Genomic DNA, 15698 nt, shown 5'->3' with positions numbered 1-15698 from the left:
ATCCATAAACTGAGAAAGTTGAGAAGAACCGAAAAATTCATTGATCACCGCGGTGATCGGTTTGATGGAAATGAGAAGTTGAGGAGTTTGTGTTTCAATTTCCTGAACCGTCATTCTTTCTTTGATTACTCTTTCTACTCTGGAAAATCCGGTCTTGAGTTGGTTGGAAATCAACTCGCCCACGGAACGAATTCTTCTATTGCCGAGGTGATCGATATCGTCCAGATAATAATTCTCGGTTTCGGAGAAAAGATTCAGAATGTAACGAACGGTTTCGATGATGTCCGCAGGTCTTAGGACGCGCGATTTTTCACCGGAGAATTCTTTCGGGTTATTGAACTCGAACTTGGAATTGATTTTGTAACGACCTACGTCTCCGAGATCGAAAGTTTTCGGAGAGAAGAAAAGACGAGTCAATTCGGTAGTCGCGTTTTCGATCGTAGAAGGTTCGCCTTGACGCATCAAAGAATGGAACTTGAGGATCGCGTCCTCGTAGTCGTTCACTCCGTCTTTTTCAAGAGCGTTGATCAAAATCGGGTTGTCTTTTCCTTTTGGGAATTCGATCAACTCTACTTCTTTTACCTTCATCTCTTTTAGGATGGAGATATTGTCTTCATTGATTTTGGAACCGGCTTCGAGCATCACCTCTCCGGTTTCCATATTGATAATGTCGTTGATAGTTCTTCTTCCGAGAATCTTTTTCAGATCCTTGGAAGTGGCTCCCGCAATTTTTTCCTTTTTAGAACTATAAAACAATCGAAGAACTTCTTCATTCGTTCCATGTCCTAAGGATTTAACTAGAAGAGTGGCAGGAAATTTTTTCTTTCTATCAATCTTAGCTATCAAAATTCCCTTATTGTCCATCTCGAATTCAAGCCAAGAACCTCTGTAAGGAATCACTCTAGCGGAGAAAACGTCTCTCTCCATATCATAAGAAAAGAATATACCAGGAGAACGGTGAAGCTGAGAAACGACTACACGTTCCGCTCCGTTAATAATGAACGTTCCCTGTTCGGTCATTACGGGAAGATCACCCATATAAACCGTTTGTTCACGAATTTCTCCGGTTTCTTTGATGATCAATCGGATCACCGCTTTGAGAGGCATCGCAAAGGTAGCGTCCGTGTCTTTACATTCCTGAGGAGAACGTTTCGGTTCTCCGAGAATGTAATGACTGTATTCCATAATCATGTCGTTATTCGGACTTTCAATGGGAAAGGTTTCCCGAAATACAGCTTCTAACCCTTGATGTCTTCTTTTAGTTTCGTCTTTAATGTCTGCTTGAAGAAACCAGTCAAAAGAACGTTTTTGAATTTGAATCAAGTTAGGAAGGTAATCCAGATTCGTAATTTTTCCGAAGTTTACCCGTTTTCTCTCTACTTGACCGTACATTCTGTGCTCCCTATCGATAAATGAAAAATAATGACCTGTATTAAACCGGTTAACATTCGATTTTGTCGAACGTTAAAACCAACACTCCCAGCCTACCAAATTTTTGAAAGGCTGTAAATACAAACGAGCAAGGGGCCGTCAACCGGGCCTCCTTGCTTTGAGTGAAAGGATTTTTGAAAGCTAGCGCTAACAGAGTTCTAACGAAACAATTAACTCGCTTTGAGTTCGATCTGTGCGCCGGCGCCCTCGAATTTCTTTTTGAGATCGTCTGCTTCCGCTTTAGAAATTCCTTCTTTAACAGCTTTTCCGCCAGCTTCAACGAGGCCTTTTGCATCCGCTAACCCCAAACCTGTGATTTCTCTTACGAGTTTAATCACTTCGATCTTCTTAGCACTGTCAAATCCCTTTAGGATAACATTAAAAGTAGAAGCTTCTTCAGCAGCTCCAGCTGCAGGTGCTGCTCCAACGGCTGCTACTGCAACCGGAGCTGCGGCAGAAATACCGAATTTATCTTCCATTTTTTTCACGAGGTCTGCAGCCTCAACCAGTGTAAGCTTTCCAATTTGCTCTAATAGCGCTTCAGTAGACATTATATGCTCCTTTGATTCCGTTTAGTCTTTTATTATATTAAAAATACGTTATGCGTTGTTCTTCTCTGCGGTCGCTTGGATCGCTCTTGCAAGAGACGCGATAATCTGATTGATTCCAGATGCAATCGTTCTTGCAGGACCGTTAATTCCTCCTGCAATCTGAGCGAGAAGTTGTTCCCTACTTGGAAGGCCCGCAATTGCATCTACTCCATTTGCGTCCAGAACGGAACCGTCCATATAACCCGCTTTTACGATCAGGTTTTTATTATTCTTTGCAAAGTCTTTACAAACTTTTGCGACCGTAGGAAGGTTATCCTTCGCGAATATCGCAGCTAGAGGTCCTTGGTATTCTGGACCAAAAGTAATATTTTTATCTTTGTGAGCACCAGATTCCTTTAAAGCTCTCAAGAAAAGATTATTTTTGAGAACTTTCATCTCAGAACCTTCTTTTCTTAACTGAGCACGAAGACCGGTGATTTCTTCCACGGTCAAACCCGAGTAGCAAGCGAGAATGAAGTTGTTCCTCGTTTCCAATTTACCTTTGAGTAAAGCGACTGCTTCTATTTTTTCCTGATTCGCCATTTTCTAATACTCCAAATCTTGTCCAGGTCAAATGGAAGTATTGACCAGTTCTTTTACGTCTACTTTCACGCCAACTCCCATTGTAGGAGAAATGGAGAAAGTTTTTAAGTAATCGCCTTTTGCGTCGGAAGGTTTATCCCGCATCAAAGTTTGAACCACGGTGCGGATGTTTTCTACAAGTTTAGCATTGTCGAAAGAAACCTTTCCTACTCCAAGATGAACCACTCCACCCTTATCAGGACGATATTCAATCCTTCCTGCCTTGAGCTCATTCACGGCTTTTATAACATCAGTGGTTACCGTTCCAGCCTTCGGCTTCGGCATAAGACCTTTTCTACCGAGAATCGGACCGAGTTTACCTACGTCTTTCATCATATCGGGAGTAGCTACACAAGCGTCAAAGTCGGTCCAACCACCCGCTACTTTTTCGATGAGATCCATATCTCCTACAAAATCGGCTCCAGCAGATTTCGCGTCGTTTTGTTTATCTCCCTTGCAGAAAACAAGAACTCGAATCTTTTTACCAGTTCCATGTGGAAGTGAAATCGTTCCACGGATATTTTGAAGAGATTTATAATTTACTTTTGTAGCAATTTCAAGAGTTCCATCGAACTTTGTGTAAGAAGTGGACTTAGCCAATTCCACAGCCTTGTCGATAGAAAAGAATTTAGTACTATCTACTTTCTCTTTGAGAGCTCTGTATTTTTTTCCACGTTGCATCTGATTCTAAGCCTCTACAGTGACGCCCATGGAGCGGCAAGTTCCCGCGATAATATTCACGGCTGCGTCTATGTCGTTTGCATTGAGATCTTCCATTTTAGTTTTAGCGATCTCTTCCAATTGTTTACGAGTGATCTTCCCGACCTTGTGTGTGTGAGGGGTCGCAGATCCGGTTTCCAACCCAATTGCCTTCTTAACTAAAAGAGCAGCCGGAGGTGATTTAGTGATGAATGTAAAACTACGATCTGAAAAAACAGTGATCACAACCGGAAGCTTGAGCCCGATCTGTGCTTTGGATCTTTCATTGAATTGTTTGCAGAACTCCATAATGTTCAGACCAGCCTGACCAAGAGCCGGACCAACAGGAGGTGCAGGATTTGCTTTACCCGCTTCTACCTGAAGTTTAATCTGCTTTACTACTTTTTTCGCTGCCATGAATAGAACTTCCTTTGTTCTTTCTCTTAATTTTCAGTTTTTACCTGAAGATAGTCCAATTCGACAGGAGTTGATCTCCCGAAGATTTCTACTTTTACACGAAGCCTTCCCTTGTCCGGAAAGATTTCGTCCACGAGCCCAGTGAAATTTGCAAAAGGCCCATCGATAATTTTTAAAGAATCCCCCACTTTAAAGAGGATCTTAGGTGCAACCGGTTCTTCGGATGCAACATCACCCGATTCGGAAAATAAGTTTTTTACTTCTTCCAAAGACAAAGGCTCCGGGCCTCCATCTTTAGATCCTACAAATGTAGAAACGGAAGGAAGAGACTGAATCAAAAATCGAGTGTCATCGTCCATTTCCATTTCAATCAGAACATAACCAGGCATTAATTTCCGCTTGGTTACTTTCTTTTTGCCGTTTTTCATTTCGGCAACATCCATGGTAGGTATCTTTACTTGAAAAATTTTCTCTTCCAACTTCTTTTGTTGAATGAGTTTTTCTATATTCTTCTGAACCTTATTCTCGTGCCCCGAGTAGGTTTGAAGAGCGTACCATTTTTTTGTTCCCATGGAGATAACTTTAAGATTCCTTTCGATCTAGCTAGCCAGTTCCCAAAACCAGGTCAGCAGCTTTACAAATGCTGAATCCGCAAAAAACAGGAAAATGGAAAAGAAGAATACGGTAATTAATACTACCACTGTCGAATAGACAACTTCTTCGCGGGTAGGCCATTGGACCTTTTCCAATTCTGCCTTACATTCCTGTATAAAAGTAGTTACTTTCACGATTTCCTGCCAGATATTTTATAGGCCAACGCAGAGAGAGAAGTATCTTTCAGGCCCGGAGAGAATCGAACTCCCACCAAGGACTTTGGAGATCCTAGTTCTACCACTAAACTACAGGCCTGTTCATTTGTTAGCCCTCTACCAGGCTTGAACTGGTGACCCCTTCCTTACCATGGAAGTGCTCTACCACTGAGCTAAGAGGGCAATATTCCTTCCGGCTCTCTGCTAAAGATGCCTAGGAATTCACAGTATTTTTAAGGTAGGCTAGACGTCAATCAAATCCGGCACGGAAATTGCTAAATACCTTTTTTCCAATTTGGTATAGAATAAAACTCAGATCAATATTTCAATGATTTCTAAGTATTCAAATTCTTTAAAACCGTACTCTTAAAGTTGGAGACTTTTTTTGTGAATCTTCTTTCTGAAAATTAATTTTTTCATAAAAAATAAAATGTAGGAACTCATCCAGCATTGTTCGATTGAGAAATCTCACTTTTCGTCATACTCACCAAATTTTTCTGTAGGCACGACTCTATTTGAAAACCCCGGTTCTGGGAGCGAAAGCAGAGAGCAAAAAATTTCACGGAGTTTGCAACGAAACCCCCAGTTCCGAGGCCGGTGGTCTTCACCTAAACCAAGGATGCCTGAGAGAAAATTTAGTACAAGAAAAATCTTGTTTTTGAAACTTAGATTTTGTGTTTTTATAGAAATTTTTCGAGCCCAAAACCGCAGTCTTTTAAATAACATAAGTTCGGTATAAGCAATCCGTTTAATCCTGTCGAGCGAGTATAGAAGCAAGACGCTTTAGTTTCACAAAAATATGAAAGTTCCTACATTTTACTGATGACGTTTTAGAAAGGTTCATTTTTAAACTGCGTATAAATTTCAAGATTTGAAGAACCAAATAAGTAATTTGAACATTGAAACAAACTTACATTATTGAAAAACCTGTAAGAATTACTCCAATCATACAAATATAAACATCTAATCTTCGTAAGACTACTGATCTTTATAAAATTGAACGTCTTCAATTTTTATCGTAAAACTCTACCTATAACAAGTACCGTGTAATCTGTTTTATAATTATAGGAAATGTATAAAATTTAAATACTTTATAATATTAAAAAGTCTATTTATAAGAACAAGATCCACAAGAAAACACTTATAAAGATAGTAAAAAATAAAAATTATCTCAAAAATGATTTAGAGCTCTATTTCAGAACCTAAAACGCAATAATTTCTAACCTTTTAATAGGATAAGGCTATTCTAACAAATTATATCAGAACTATATAATAAATTAGCTAAATTTCTGCATTATAAGACTTTCAAGTAGTAAATTTTTATAAATTTTATCTTAGAAAACCTACAGTAAATTCCGATTTCAATAATATAGAATATATGAAAATTCTTATAGATACAAATATATTGATTCCATTGGAACCCGTTTATGAGAAGGACATTGAAATTCAACGCCAGACTGCGTTAGAATTCATTTCACTCTGCAGAAACAATAACATAGATATATATCTTCATCCCGCTGGAAGAAAAGATATTGAAAACGATCAAGATTCGATAAGAAAACAAATTCGAATAGAAACATATAAAAAATATAAAGAATTAAAACATCCACCAGAAGTAACAAAAGACATTTTATCAGTTCTAGGAAATCCGAAACTGAATCCTCACGACAATATAGACATTGAAATGCTGGCTACTGTTTATTATAACGCAATTGATTATTTTGTTTCTGACGACAATGCCCTACGAAAGAAGGCGAAATCACTATGTGTCCAAGATCGAGTTCTCAGCTTAAATGAAATACTCGATCTTCTTTTACGATTATTCCCTGATAAAGTTTTAATACCAGATATTGTAAAAAGAATTCCCGTTTATAGTTTAAATGACAAGGATCCTATCTTTGAAAGTTTAAGAGAATCTTATCCGAATTTTGACACTTGGCTTCAAAAATGTAAACGTGAACACCGTGAAGCAATTATCATTCAAAGAGAAAATGTCCTTGCTGCTATTTGCATTTTCGCTGAAGAAACAAAAGATCAAATTAAAGGACTTAAAGGCAAAATTCTCAAATTAAATACATTTAAAGTATCGGCAAAGTTTTCAGGATATAAATTAGGAGAACTATTATTAAAATCAGTTATACGAATAGCAAGACATGAAAAATTTGTACACTTATACTTAACAACTTATGAACATCAAATTCAATTAATAAACTTTCTAGAAGATTTTGGATTTCGCGCAATACCGGTAAGAAATGAAAGAGAAGAGTTAGTTTTTGTGAAAAATATAATACCAATACAAAGTTCCTCTAGATTAACCTCTCTTGAATTTCAAATTCACTTTGGGCCTGGCATCGAAAAATTTGATGGGGTTTCTATATATTTAGTCCCAATTCAACCTCAATATTCACGTCTATTATTTCGAGAGACGGAAAAACAAGGAGATTTTTTCACATATTTTCTACCTGTAGAAAATACAATTCGCAAAGCATATCTTTGTCATTCACACAACAAACAATTGGTATCTGGAGATATTTTGTTATTCTACCGATCAGAAGATGTTCGTTCTTTAGTCGCAGTGGGGATTTGTGAATTTACTTTTCGTTCTAAAGATTCGAAAGAAATTATTCGCAAAATCGGACAAAGGACAGTGTATTCTTTTTCGGAAATTGAAAATTTAACAAAGAAAGAAGTTTTAGTTGTACTTTTCAGGGAATCGAGAATCCTAGAACAACCAGTTCACTATAATGAACTTTCTAAAATGGGGATTGTCAAGGGACCAATTCAATCGATCCAAAAAATCAGACAGGAACAATTATCGTGGCTAATTCAAAGAATCACAGAGTAGTATTTTTACCAATTAAACCTGAATTCGCTCATAAAATTATCAATGGTGAAAAAAATATAGAATTTAGAAAAAAATTCTCCAACCAAAATGTAGAAACCATTGTAATTTATTCGTCTAGCCCAGAGCAAAAAATCATTGGCTTCGCTAAAATTGATTCCATAGTAATTGATACTCCAGATTCTCTTTGGAATCAATTTTCTCACCAAGGAGGAATTGATAAAAATCGCTTTTACACTTATTTTTATGGAAAAGTAAAAGGAGTAGGGATCAAAATTAAGAATGTAAGCAAATTAAAAAAACCTCTTAAGCCCTTTCAATTAGGCATTCGAGGCGCAATTCCACAAAACTTTAAATTTGTAGATGAGAAAGTAATTATAAAAATGGAAAAGCAATTATAAATGCTCCGTTAAAAAATTGTCTTAGCTCAATTTAAAGACTAAAAACTATCTCAAAGACACTTTATCTTTATTTAAAATTCTAATTATTATAAGACATTTTTGAAATAGTTTATAATATTTAAATCGAACTTTTATATAGAATCATCTCCTCGCAGAATCAATTTATAATATTTTTATAAAGTATTAACTTTTTCAAAACAAAAAATATAAACGATGATATTTCATAAATCCCTACTACCCTTATAAAATCGAATACATTAAATTTTTATCATAAAACCTGATTCCAAGGGAAAAATTCGGTACTTTTTATAGCTCTGAGTAAAAAAATCTTCTTTTAGAATTAGAATTTTAAATATCTATCATATAACTCGCATGACGAATTCTTAAGAACGAATATATAAAATTTAAATATTTTTTAATATTATAAAGTTGATTTATAGATATAGATTTACAAAAGACTAATTATAAAATCAGAAACACCATAAAATACAATAATAAAATCATTGAAAATTAATTCTCAATCAGTTTTTGTTTCATGGAAACGGTCGATTGAAGTAGTTTTATTAAACTGAATTATGGAATTTTTCAACAACTCTATTATGTAGTTTCAAGTAATAATCTGTTAAAACTCTTACAAATTAAATTACATGTGGAAGTTTGTGAGCTTTTTAGTAACTCTTCCACCATTAAATCTTTGTAATTTTTAGTTTTTTGATACAAACTTTAAGTGTTACTGTGGAATTTTAGGTCCAAGTTCGATTACTAATTGTTCTTCTGGAACTGTAAGATCAATCTTATCTACTTTTTCCGGAACTCTACCCGATGAAACGTCTTCGGTCAAATTTTTAATCTTAGCAATTATGGTTTCGTCCGTACAATTAGAAATGGAAATTACGTTCGGAAGATTTCTTCCCCAAGAAAAACGAACTCCTGGACTATCTACAAAAAAGGATTCCGTAACTCCATCTCCTTCTTTATCGATCATTGTAAAAACAGTGGAATCTCCCGCAACTACTACGATTTTTTTTCCTTTTTTCCATTTATCTACTTTGACCCGAGTGTTTGTCATTTCTCGATTCCAAAGATAATAGTATAATTTTCTAATTTGAGAATCGATCAACTTATCCCTTGCGAATTTATATAACTCTCCGTATTTTTTTCCGACTTCTTCTTCTCCTTTCATCTGAGCGTCAAGCTCTCTGGGAGTAGTAGAATGTAGATAAAAATCGGGAATACCGTTCACAGCATTCGTATAAAAAGCCTGATCTTTTCTATCGCCCGGATATGGATTGGTGGAAGCTCCCGGATTTTTTAGAAAGTTAATTAATATGTTTCGTCTTTCATTTACTTTTTTTCTTAGTTCTTCTACTCTAAAACGGATTGTGCTCGTTTTTGGAGAATCTTTTCCGTAAAAACGTTCAGACCTTTCAAGTTCTCCGCTTACGGCTCTTTCCGAAGCGTAATTTTTCAATAACTCTTCATCGTATTTTAAAAGAAGATCCAACTCCTTCGTTTTTTTCAAAGGTTCGCTGGAAACTGATCCCGCCTCAGTTGTGTTAGTCGATGAAGTTTGAACATTTGTATTCGTTGACGAATTTGAACCCGGCGTAGTATTAGGAGTTTTATTTACGGAAGTAGAACCTAAGTCTTGAGTTTGATTTATGGTTCTTTCCGATTCGGGAAGTTTATAATATTCTGATTCTAACTCTCTCAGTCTTACGTAATTGGAAATTTTGACCAGATACTCCCTTTCCTTTTCTCGAATTTGATTTGGATCGTCGTAACCATCTTTGAGTAACGTTAGCTGTCCTTTATAGATAATTAGTAGAGTTGCTTCGGAAGAATCCCGGTTTGGATTGATTTCAGACAAGGTTTTTCCTTCCTTATCCACAAGTTGAATAAAGTGAAACGCTAAACGGTCTGTTCTAAAATCGGTGATATTTTGTATATCCGGTGAAATTTGGAGATCGGAAGAAGAAGATAGACTTTCGCCTAAAACGTATAGGATAAGAAAACAAATCAAAAACGATTTCTTTAAATTCAAATTTTTTATTAAGAACAAAATCCGTCGAGCACCAATAATAGAAGCGAGACGCTGAGTTTCTCGAGCGCCAATAGAAACGAAACGTTGAATTATCCAGTTTAATTTTTTTGATAAAGTAAAAAGAAACTCAGATGCTTTGCCCTTTATAAATCGTTCGATAAATTTTTGAACGCGCTGTAGGTTAATTCGTAATTTGACGCCGAATAATATTCTACATTCGACATTTCTTATATTCTTTGAAAAATTCTTAAATTTACCGATCGAAAACAAACGATCCAGAAATTTGGATTTCATCTTGTTTTTAATATCGGCTAAAAAAACGAAAGAGAAAAGTGAATCAATTTCTTTTATGTGATAAATCGAGAGAATATTCCATTCCGGAGATGTTTTCGGACAATCCGTCTAACCTATATTCCACGCTCTGAACGTCCTGAAAATTCTCGAAAACTGTTTTTTCTAAAGCTAAAAAAGTAGAATCCAAAAGTGCCATTTTTTTTCGAGTGATCTCTTTTTGCTTTTCGTCGTCGTTCATCCTTCGAGCATATGTATAATCGATTCTAAATTTCATTCCAGAAAGAATTTCTTGAAGAGTAGACTTTCTAAAATCTAAAATCAACGTTCCTCCGTTTTTCCAAATCGCTTTTACCGCATATTGGATTTCTGGAAGGCGCTTTAGATTTTTATAATGCTCTCCTTTTCCCCCTTCTAAAGTTTTATCGAAATAAGAAGACTCGCTAATTTCTCCGATGAGTGTCATCGTTTTATGACGAAACTCTTCGTCCTCTAAAAGAACCTTTCTACGAACTGGAAACACCTGACGTTCTCCGTCAGAAACGTAAATTGTTATTTCGGTTCTATGATCTCGGTTGCCTAACTCGTAAAGTGAAAATGGAACCAGAGTAATAAAAGGACTGTTACCCGAAAGTATAAACGAAGTAAAAAATAAAACGACTCCGATCCATGAATAAGTGAGGAATAAGGTTTTACGAGAAACTCCGTCTTCGCTCGCCGTACGGAAAAGCCAAAGATACCCCTGATTGATTTTTTCTACCACTGCTTCCCAAATTGTATTTTTAATCGTACTTGCAGATTCTTTAATTTTTTGCCAATTCATATCCACGGATTCCTTCTACGATACTTTTCGCTATCTTTACTTGTAAACTCTTGCTCTGCAAAAGTTTGGATTCTTTTTCATGAGAAAGATACCCCATCTCTACGAGAACCGCGGGCATAAGACTTCCTCTTAGGACCGAAAAATCCGCCTTTTTCACTCCCCTGGACAAGATTTGAGATTGGAGCTTTTTTTTCATCTCCGATTCCAAGGATCTCGCTAAGATTCTACTTCTTCTTTGAATCAAAGAAGACATCATTCCTGCTTGAATTTTTTTAACCACAGAACTTCCCTTCGCCTTGAGAATTCTGTTTTCCAGAAGTGCGGTTTCTCTCGCCAATTCAGTAGAAGGGGTTTGTGAAAGATAATAGATTTCGAAACCGTTCACTTCCTCATTGATAGAAGAATTACAATGAAGACTGATAAATAAAGCGCTCCCGTTTTTTTTGAGTTCCCGATTTGCGATTTCGGATCTACGTTCCAATTCTATAAATGTGTCGTCGCCCCTCGTCAATACTACGTTAATCGTAGGATATACTTTTTCAAAAAATTTTTGTAAAATTTTTGCCACTTGTAAAGCGACTGACTTTTCGTTGGTTCCGTCGTTCGACATGGTTCCGGGGTCCTTTCCTCCATGTCCAGCGTCTATAAGAATTGTCTTAACTTCTAGTTTTTCGGCGCTTGGTAATATTTCCAACTCCAACACATTTTCCTTATATTCATAACGAACATCTTCCGGCATGAGTTGTACAAAAAGGGCTTCTACAATTTCAGGAGGAATTAGAAAATCTTTTTCTTTATAAAGAACTGGAACAGAAATTTTTTCTATGGTCTGATTAAAAGTATAAAAGGAAGAGCCCACTCTAAACCGAACTTCTCCGGAAGGGTGTTGGATCGATCCTACAAAAGTCGCTGGATTAAACGTAGATTTGAGAGAGGGAAACTCTTTTTGAACATCTTCAAATCGCACATAACGTTTAGAAGACTGTGTAGAAATGGAAACTTTGGCTTCCAAATCCCATAGGCTTAGTAAGAATAAAATCAGCCCCCAAAGATAGATTTGATTTTTTGCCAAATCGAAACCTTTTTCTTTTTAGTATCTTCTTTTCCCGTATCATTTATATCAAATAGATTCCGTTTGTTTTTATCGTATTGTTTACCGGACTGCTGATTTTTATTCTGATTTCGACTGTTCTGTACACCGTGCCCCGGACGCTGTTTGTCTTTGTTCTGAAATCTATGTTGGTCTTTTCCGGATTTTTTTCCTTTCGGTTCCGAAGATAAAACGGAATCCGCCTTTTGTAAAAATAGTTCTGCTTCTTGAATTGCAGCAGCCGGTTTTTTCTTGTGAGAATCTTTCTCGGTAGAATGTGTATGACTCGTATGTCGTTTGTCCTTTTTGCGATCCCTGTCGTGTTTGTGAGGAACACGATCATTTCTATCGTGAGGACGTCTCCCGTTTTGTTTAAAATGGGTTTCTTTTTCCCGATCGTAGGAATCTCCTCCGATAAAAGATTGAAAATCACCTGCAGGAAATTGAATATATTCTTCGTTAACTTCTAAAATTTCGATCTTTTGTTTTAGATATTTTTCTATCTTTTCTAGTTCCACGTAATCGGATTCGGAACAAAAACCAATCGCTTTTCCTTTTCTTCCCGCCCTTGCGGTTCTACCAATTCGATGTACGTAGTTTTCTGTGTCTTGAGGAAGATCGTAATTATAAACGATATCTATATTTTCTACGTCAATCCCTCTGGAAGCAACATCGGTGGCGACCATATATCTATATTTTCCGGATTTAAAATCCCGTAGAAGTCTAAGCCTTTTTTTCTGATCTAACTCGGAAGATATTCCAGTGACGGGAATCCCGTATTTACGGAGAGTATATACAATTTTTGGAATATTTGCTTTATAATTTGTGAATATGATTCCTTGACCTTCTTCTTTTGAATTTACAATTAAGTTGGTCATGTAGGGAATCTTTTCTTCTCTTCCCAGATGTACGATTTTCTGGTCAATTCTTTCGGTGATGATTTTTTCTGGGTTGATTTGAATTTCTACTGGTTCGTTTAAAAAACGATAAGCGAGTCTCATCACTTCCACGGACAAAGTAGCGGAATACAATAAAGTCTGTTTTCGATTCTTACACTTATGTAAAAGCCAACGAATATCTTGGATAAATCCCATATCCAACATTCTATCTGCTTCATCGAGTACGAAAAATTCTACGTTCGATATATCGATGGAACCGGATTTAATCATATCGATCAATCTTCCGGGAGTGGCTACAATAATTCCGTTTAATCCTTCTAAATCCTTGTTCTGGGATTTATAATCGGTTCCTCCTATGATCGGGACTGATCGGATTCCTTCGGAATGTTTGAGTAATTTTTTTGCTTCTTCCGCGATCTGCATCGTAAGTTCTCTTGTGGGAGCCAATACGAGCGCTGCAACTCCTTGTATTCCTTTGGTAAGAATGGCGTGAATAACCGGAATTAAAAATGCGACGGTCTTTCCGGTTCCAGTTTGCGCAAGTCCGGTAATGTCCTTTCCTTCCAATCCATGTGGAATTGATTTTTCCTGGATCGGAGTTAGTTCCGTATATCCGATTTCTTGAATGGCAGAAAGTAACTTTGGATGAATGGATAGTTCTTCGAATTTCATGTGTGACGCTTCTGAGCGATTAAGTGGAATGTATCACCATAACAGGCGAGGTCTGAAAGACATGTAAAAAGACGATGATTCAGTGTTTTTCCTCTCCAACCCTTATCTCGGGACGGGTGGTAGGACATCGGTTTCCTATACTCAGTCTTAAAACCGTATCCTTTCAACATTTTTTTCAGAGACCCTGGGCTGTAATCCCAAAAATGGTCCGATGGATGTGTACGAAACCATTCTTCTGGATTGGTTTGAAACGTTGGGCCATAAAGCGAGGGTAAACCTAAGAATAAGAACCCTCCCGGTTTGATTAAATTTGTTAACTTTTCAAATACAAAATCTGCATCCGGAAAGTGTTCTATTACAAAAAAGGCTGATACCAAGTCAAAGATACGACCTTGTAATACATTCTCTTCTAAAAAAGAAGCGCAGAAAACTTCTAATCCCAAAGTCTTTTGAGAATATTGAACCTCGGCTGGTGAAATTTCAAGGCCAGTTACTTGATAACCTTCTTTTCGAGCCTCGTCTAAAAAAAATCCGGCGGCCGATCCAAGTTCGAACAAAGTTGCTTTCATTGGGTTTTGAAACTTTCGTATAATTTTAAGTCGTCTTTGTGCCAACATGCGAAGAGAAGTTTCGTCCTCATAATAGGTTTTTTGGTATTGGTTTTTATATTCTTCTAAAAAATAAGAGTCTTTGTATTCCCTTGGTTTGGCGAGTTTATAGTAACAAACTCCTGTTCTTTTGCAGATCTGATACTGTTTGGGATATTGAGGATGGGGAACAAGTTCAAGCTTTGGATACATTCTTTGGATCTAGAGAAACCAAAAGCGAAAAGAAAGAAAATTCCTTTTTTCGAAACTGCTTGAAAAATCGAGGGATACTATCTTTCTGGAAGGATCTTCTACAATTCTTTAACAAGTAATGAACATTTCAAATAAAATCGAATCCCTTGGTTATAAACTTCCCCCTCCTCCTCAAGCAATCGCTGCATATATTCCCGCAAACCAATGCGGAAATTTAGTTTTTACCTCAGGTCAACTACCTCTTAAAGACGGCCAGTTAATTCTTTCCGGTAAATTGGGCGAAAGTCTTTCCATTGAAGATGTAAAAGAAGCCACCATTCAAGCCAGCTTAAACGCTATTGCAGCCGCTTCAGCAGTTTGTGGCGGTCCGGATAAAATCGTAAAGGTAGTGAAAGTTGGGGTTTTTGTAGCTTCTAGTATAAATTTTTCAGAACACCATTTAGTCGCTAATCACAGCAGTAACTTTTTTCTTTCTGTGTTTGGTGAAACGGGACGTCATGCGCGCTTTGCAGTGGGTGTTTCTTCTCTTCCTTTGAACGCTCCTGTGGAAGTGGAAGTAACCTTTCAGGTTGAAGATGTTTCGTAATCTTTGGAAAGATATTCAATGGGGTTTTCGTTCGATTTCTCTGATCCTGAAAGAATGGCTTACGTTTTATCTTTCTTTTTCCGGAAGGTTTCAAGAATTCTGGAAAGAAAAATCCGTCTCTGAAAAAGGTCTTTTCATTGCGCTTACTTTTCAACTTTTATTTAGTCTTTCGACTTGGATCGAATATTCGATCAATTTAGGCGGCGAAGAAACCGAAGGGCTTAGAGTTTCGTCTAACTTTTTTTTTATTTTTCTTTCTGCCGGTGTTTTTTTCTTTGGTTCGTTTTGGCGTTCTCACTGGTTAGGTACATTTCTTTTGAGCGTTCAATTTCTTCTCGGCTTAGGCGCGTTAGCTGGTATTTTTTTTCCGGAATCTTTTTTTGTTAACTTTCTAAACGCTGAGGACTACGTCTTTAGCTGGAAATTCTACACGTTTTTGGGTGCGTGGGGTTTGACTACTTTATTTTCTTTAAAACTGTTTTTTGAAAAGGATTGATATAAAATCTATCTAAAAAGTAAATTATATTTTTTGAATTTATAATTTGTTATACTTCCTATTTAACTTTGAAAAATGTTTTCTTTTAAATTGCAGAAAGTACAAATTTATTTTCTGTCGGTTCTTAAAAGATAAAGTAACGTGAATTTAGTTAAAGAATTTTAGAAAAATTTTTTCTAATAGCTCTGTCCCACAAAGTCAAAGTTTCATCGTAAAATTCTATATT

16 protein-coding genes, 2 tRNA genes and 1 pseudogene (1 of these 19 running past the window's edge) are annotated in these 15698 nt (G+C 36.6%); 5 read left to right on the top strand and 14 right to left on the bottom strand.

What is annotated here, in order from left to right:
- From rpoB to LEP1GSC059_RS05930, 9 genes are all read right to left on the bottom strand, one after another.
- Positions 1-1392, bottom strand: the beginning of a protein-coding gene (gene rpoB / locus LEP1GSC059_RS05970; RefSeq protein ID WP_017214121.1) for a DNA-directed RNA polymerase subunit beta. The gene continues 2289 nt to the left of window position 1, outside the view; only the first 1392 of its 3681 coding nucleotides appear in the window; the start codon lies at positions 1390-1392; its stop codon lies beyond the left edge, outside the window.
- Positions 1393-1601: 209 nt separating this feature from the next.
- Positions 1602-1982, bottom strand: coding sequence for a 50S ribosomal protein L7/L12 (gene rplL, locus LEP1GSC059_RS05965; protein WP_002176323.1), 381 nt, complete (start codon positions 1980-1982; stop codon positions 1602-1604).
- A gap of 48 nt (positions 1983-2030) precedes the next feature.
- Positions 2031-2564 (bottom strand): 50S ribosomal protein L10, encoded by a 534-nt coding sequence (gene rplJ, locus LEP1GSC059_RS05960; RefSeq protein WP_002176383.1) that lies wholly within the window; start codon positions 2562-2564, stop codon positions 2031-2033.
- A gap of 27 nt (positions 2565-2591) precedes the next feature.
- Positions 2592-3284 (bottom strand): 50S ribosomal protein L1, encoded by a 693-nt coding sequence (gene rplA, locus LEP1GSC059_RS05955; RefSeq protein WP_002176262.1) that lies wholly within the window; start codon positions 3282-3284, stop codon positions 2592-2594.
- 6 nt (positions 3285-3290) lie between these two features.
- Positions 3291-3719 carry a 50S ribosomal protein L11 gene (gene rplK / locus LEP1GSC059_RS05950; protein WP_000729204.1) on the bottom strand — a complete coding sequence of 143 codons (429 nt, stop codon included), beginning with the start codon at positions 3717-3719 and terminating at the stop codon, positions 3291-3293.
- Positions 3720-3745: 26 nt separating this feature from the next.
- Positions 3746-4291 (bottom strand): transcription termination/antitermination protein NusG, encoded by a 546-nt coding sequence (gene nusG / locus LEP1GSC059_RS05945; protein ID WP_000536871.1) that lies wholly within the window; start codon positions 4289-4291, stop codon positions 3746-3748.
- Between the two features lie 27 nt (positions 4292-4318).
- Positions 4319-4507 carry a preprotein translocase subunit SecE gene (gene secE, locus LEP1GSC059_RS05940; protein ID WP_002176366.1) on the bottom strand — a complete coding sequence of 63 codons (189 nt, stop codon included), beginning with the start codon at positions 4505-4507 and terminating at the stop codon, positions 4319-4321.
- Between the two features lie 50 nt (positions 4508-4557).
- Positions 4558-4628, bottom strand: a tRNA-Trp gene (locus LEP1GSC059_RS05935).
- Between the two features lie 11 nt (positions 4629-4639).
- Positions 4640-4711 (bottom strand) — tRNA-Thr (locus tag LEP1GSC059_RS05930).
- A gap of 332 nt (positions 4712-5043) precedes the next feature.
- Between LEP1GSC059_RS05930 and LEP1GSC059_RS24065 the strand changes: the two are divergent.
- The 3 genes and pseudogenes from LEP1GSC059_RS24065 to LEP1GSC059_RS05915 all read left to right on the top strand — a co-directional run bounded on the left by LEP1GSC059_RS24065 (position 5044) and on the right by LEP1GSC059_RS05915 (position 7771).
- Positions 5044-5267: pseudogene (locus LEP1GSC059_RS24065) on the top strand (hypothetical protein).
- A gap of 639 nt (positions 5268-5906) precedes the next feature.
- Positions 5907-7373: a GNAT family N-acetyltransferase gene (locus LEP1GSC059_RS05920; protein ID WP_017214118.1), complete on the top strand. Its 1467-nt coding sequence runs from the start codon at positions 5907-5909 to the stop codon at positions 7371-7373.
- On the top strand, positions 7346-7771 hold the full coding sequence (locus LEP1GSC059_RS05915) for an ASCH domain-containing protein (RefSeq protein ID WP_004426478.1): 426 nt from the start codon (positions 7346-7348) through the stop codon (positions 7769-7771). Before LEP1GSC059_RS05920 ends, LEP1GSC059_RS05915 begins: the two co-directional genes overlap by 28 nt.
- A gap of 730 nt (positions 7772-8501) precedes the next feature.
- Here the strand turns inward: LEP1GSC059_RS05915 and LEP1GSC059_RS05910 are convergent.
- From LEP1GSC059_RS05910 to LEP1GSC059_RS05890, 5 genes are read right to left on the bottom strand one after another with little or no spacing between them, the layout of a single operon-like run.
- The gene (locus LEP1GSC059_RS05910; RefSeq protein WP_002176316.1) at positions 8502-10109 is read right to left on the bottom strand and encodes a hypothetical protein; all 1608 of its coding nucleotides are present in this window, start codon (positions 10107-10109) and stop codon (positions 8502-8504) included.
- A gap of 43 nt (positions 10110-10152) precedes the next feature.
- Positions 10153-10929, bottom strand: a complete 777-nt coding sequence (locus LEP1GSC059_RS05905) for an LIC_10740 family protein (protein ID WP_017214117.1) — start codon at positions 10927-10929, stop codon at positions 10153-10155.
- Entirely contained in the window at positions 10910-12001 is a 1092-nt protein-coding gene (locus tag LEP1GSC059_RS05900; RefSeq protein WP_017214116.1) for an N-acetylmuramoyl-L-alanine amidase family protein, read from the bottom strand. Before LEP1GSC059_RS05900 ends, LEP1GSC059_RS05905 begins: the two co-directional genes overlap by 20 nt.
- Positions 11968-13590 carry a DEAD/DEAH box helicase gene (locus tag LEP1GSC059_RS05895; protein ID WP_017214115.1) on the bottom strand — a complete coding sequence of 541 codons (1623 nt, stop codon included), beginning with the start codon at positions 13588-13590 and terminating at the stop codon, positions 11968-11970. Before LEP1GSC059_RS05895 ends, LEP1GSC059_RS05900 begins: the two co-directional genes overlap by 34 nt.
- Positions 13587-14390, bottom strand: a complete 804-nt coding sequence (locus LEP1GSC059_RS05890) for a class I SAM-dependent methyltransferase (protein ID WP_002176249.1) — start codon at positions 14388-14390, stop codon at positions 13587-13589. Before LEP1GSC059_RS05890 ends, LEP1GSC059_RS05895 begins: the two co-directional genes overlap by 4 nt.
- 118 nt (positions 14391-14508) lie before the next feature.
- On the opposite strand from LEP1GSC059_RS05890, the gene LEP1GSC059_RS05885 reads away from it, so the two are divergent.
- Together LEP1GSC059_RS05885 and LEP1GSC059_RS05880 are read left to right on the top strand one after the other, a co-directional pair.
- A complete protein-coding gene (locus LEP1GSC059_RS05885) occupies positions 14509-14976 on the top strand; it encodes a RidA family protein (RefSeq protein ID WP_002176402.1) in 468 nt (155 codons plus the stop codon).
- Entirely contained in the window at positions 14966-15472 is a 507-nt protein-coding gene (locus LEP1GSC059_RS05880; RefSeq protein WP_020980471.1) for a hypothetical protein, read from the top strand. The genes LEP1GSC059_RS05885 and LEP1GSC059_RS05880 overlap by 11 nt, the downstream gene beginning before the upstream one ends.
- Positions 15473-15698: the final 226 nt, after the last annotated feature.

The sequence above is a fragment of the Leptospira noguchii serovar Panama str. CZ214 genome, assembly GCF_000306255.2.
GTDB lineage: Bacteria > Spirochaetota > Leptospiria > Leptospirales > Leptospiraceae > Leptospira > Leptospira noguchii.
Note: the sequence above shows the minus strand (reverse complement) of the source record. Positions and strands in the feature narration are given on the sequence as shown.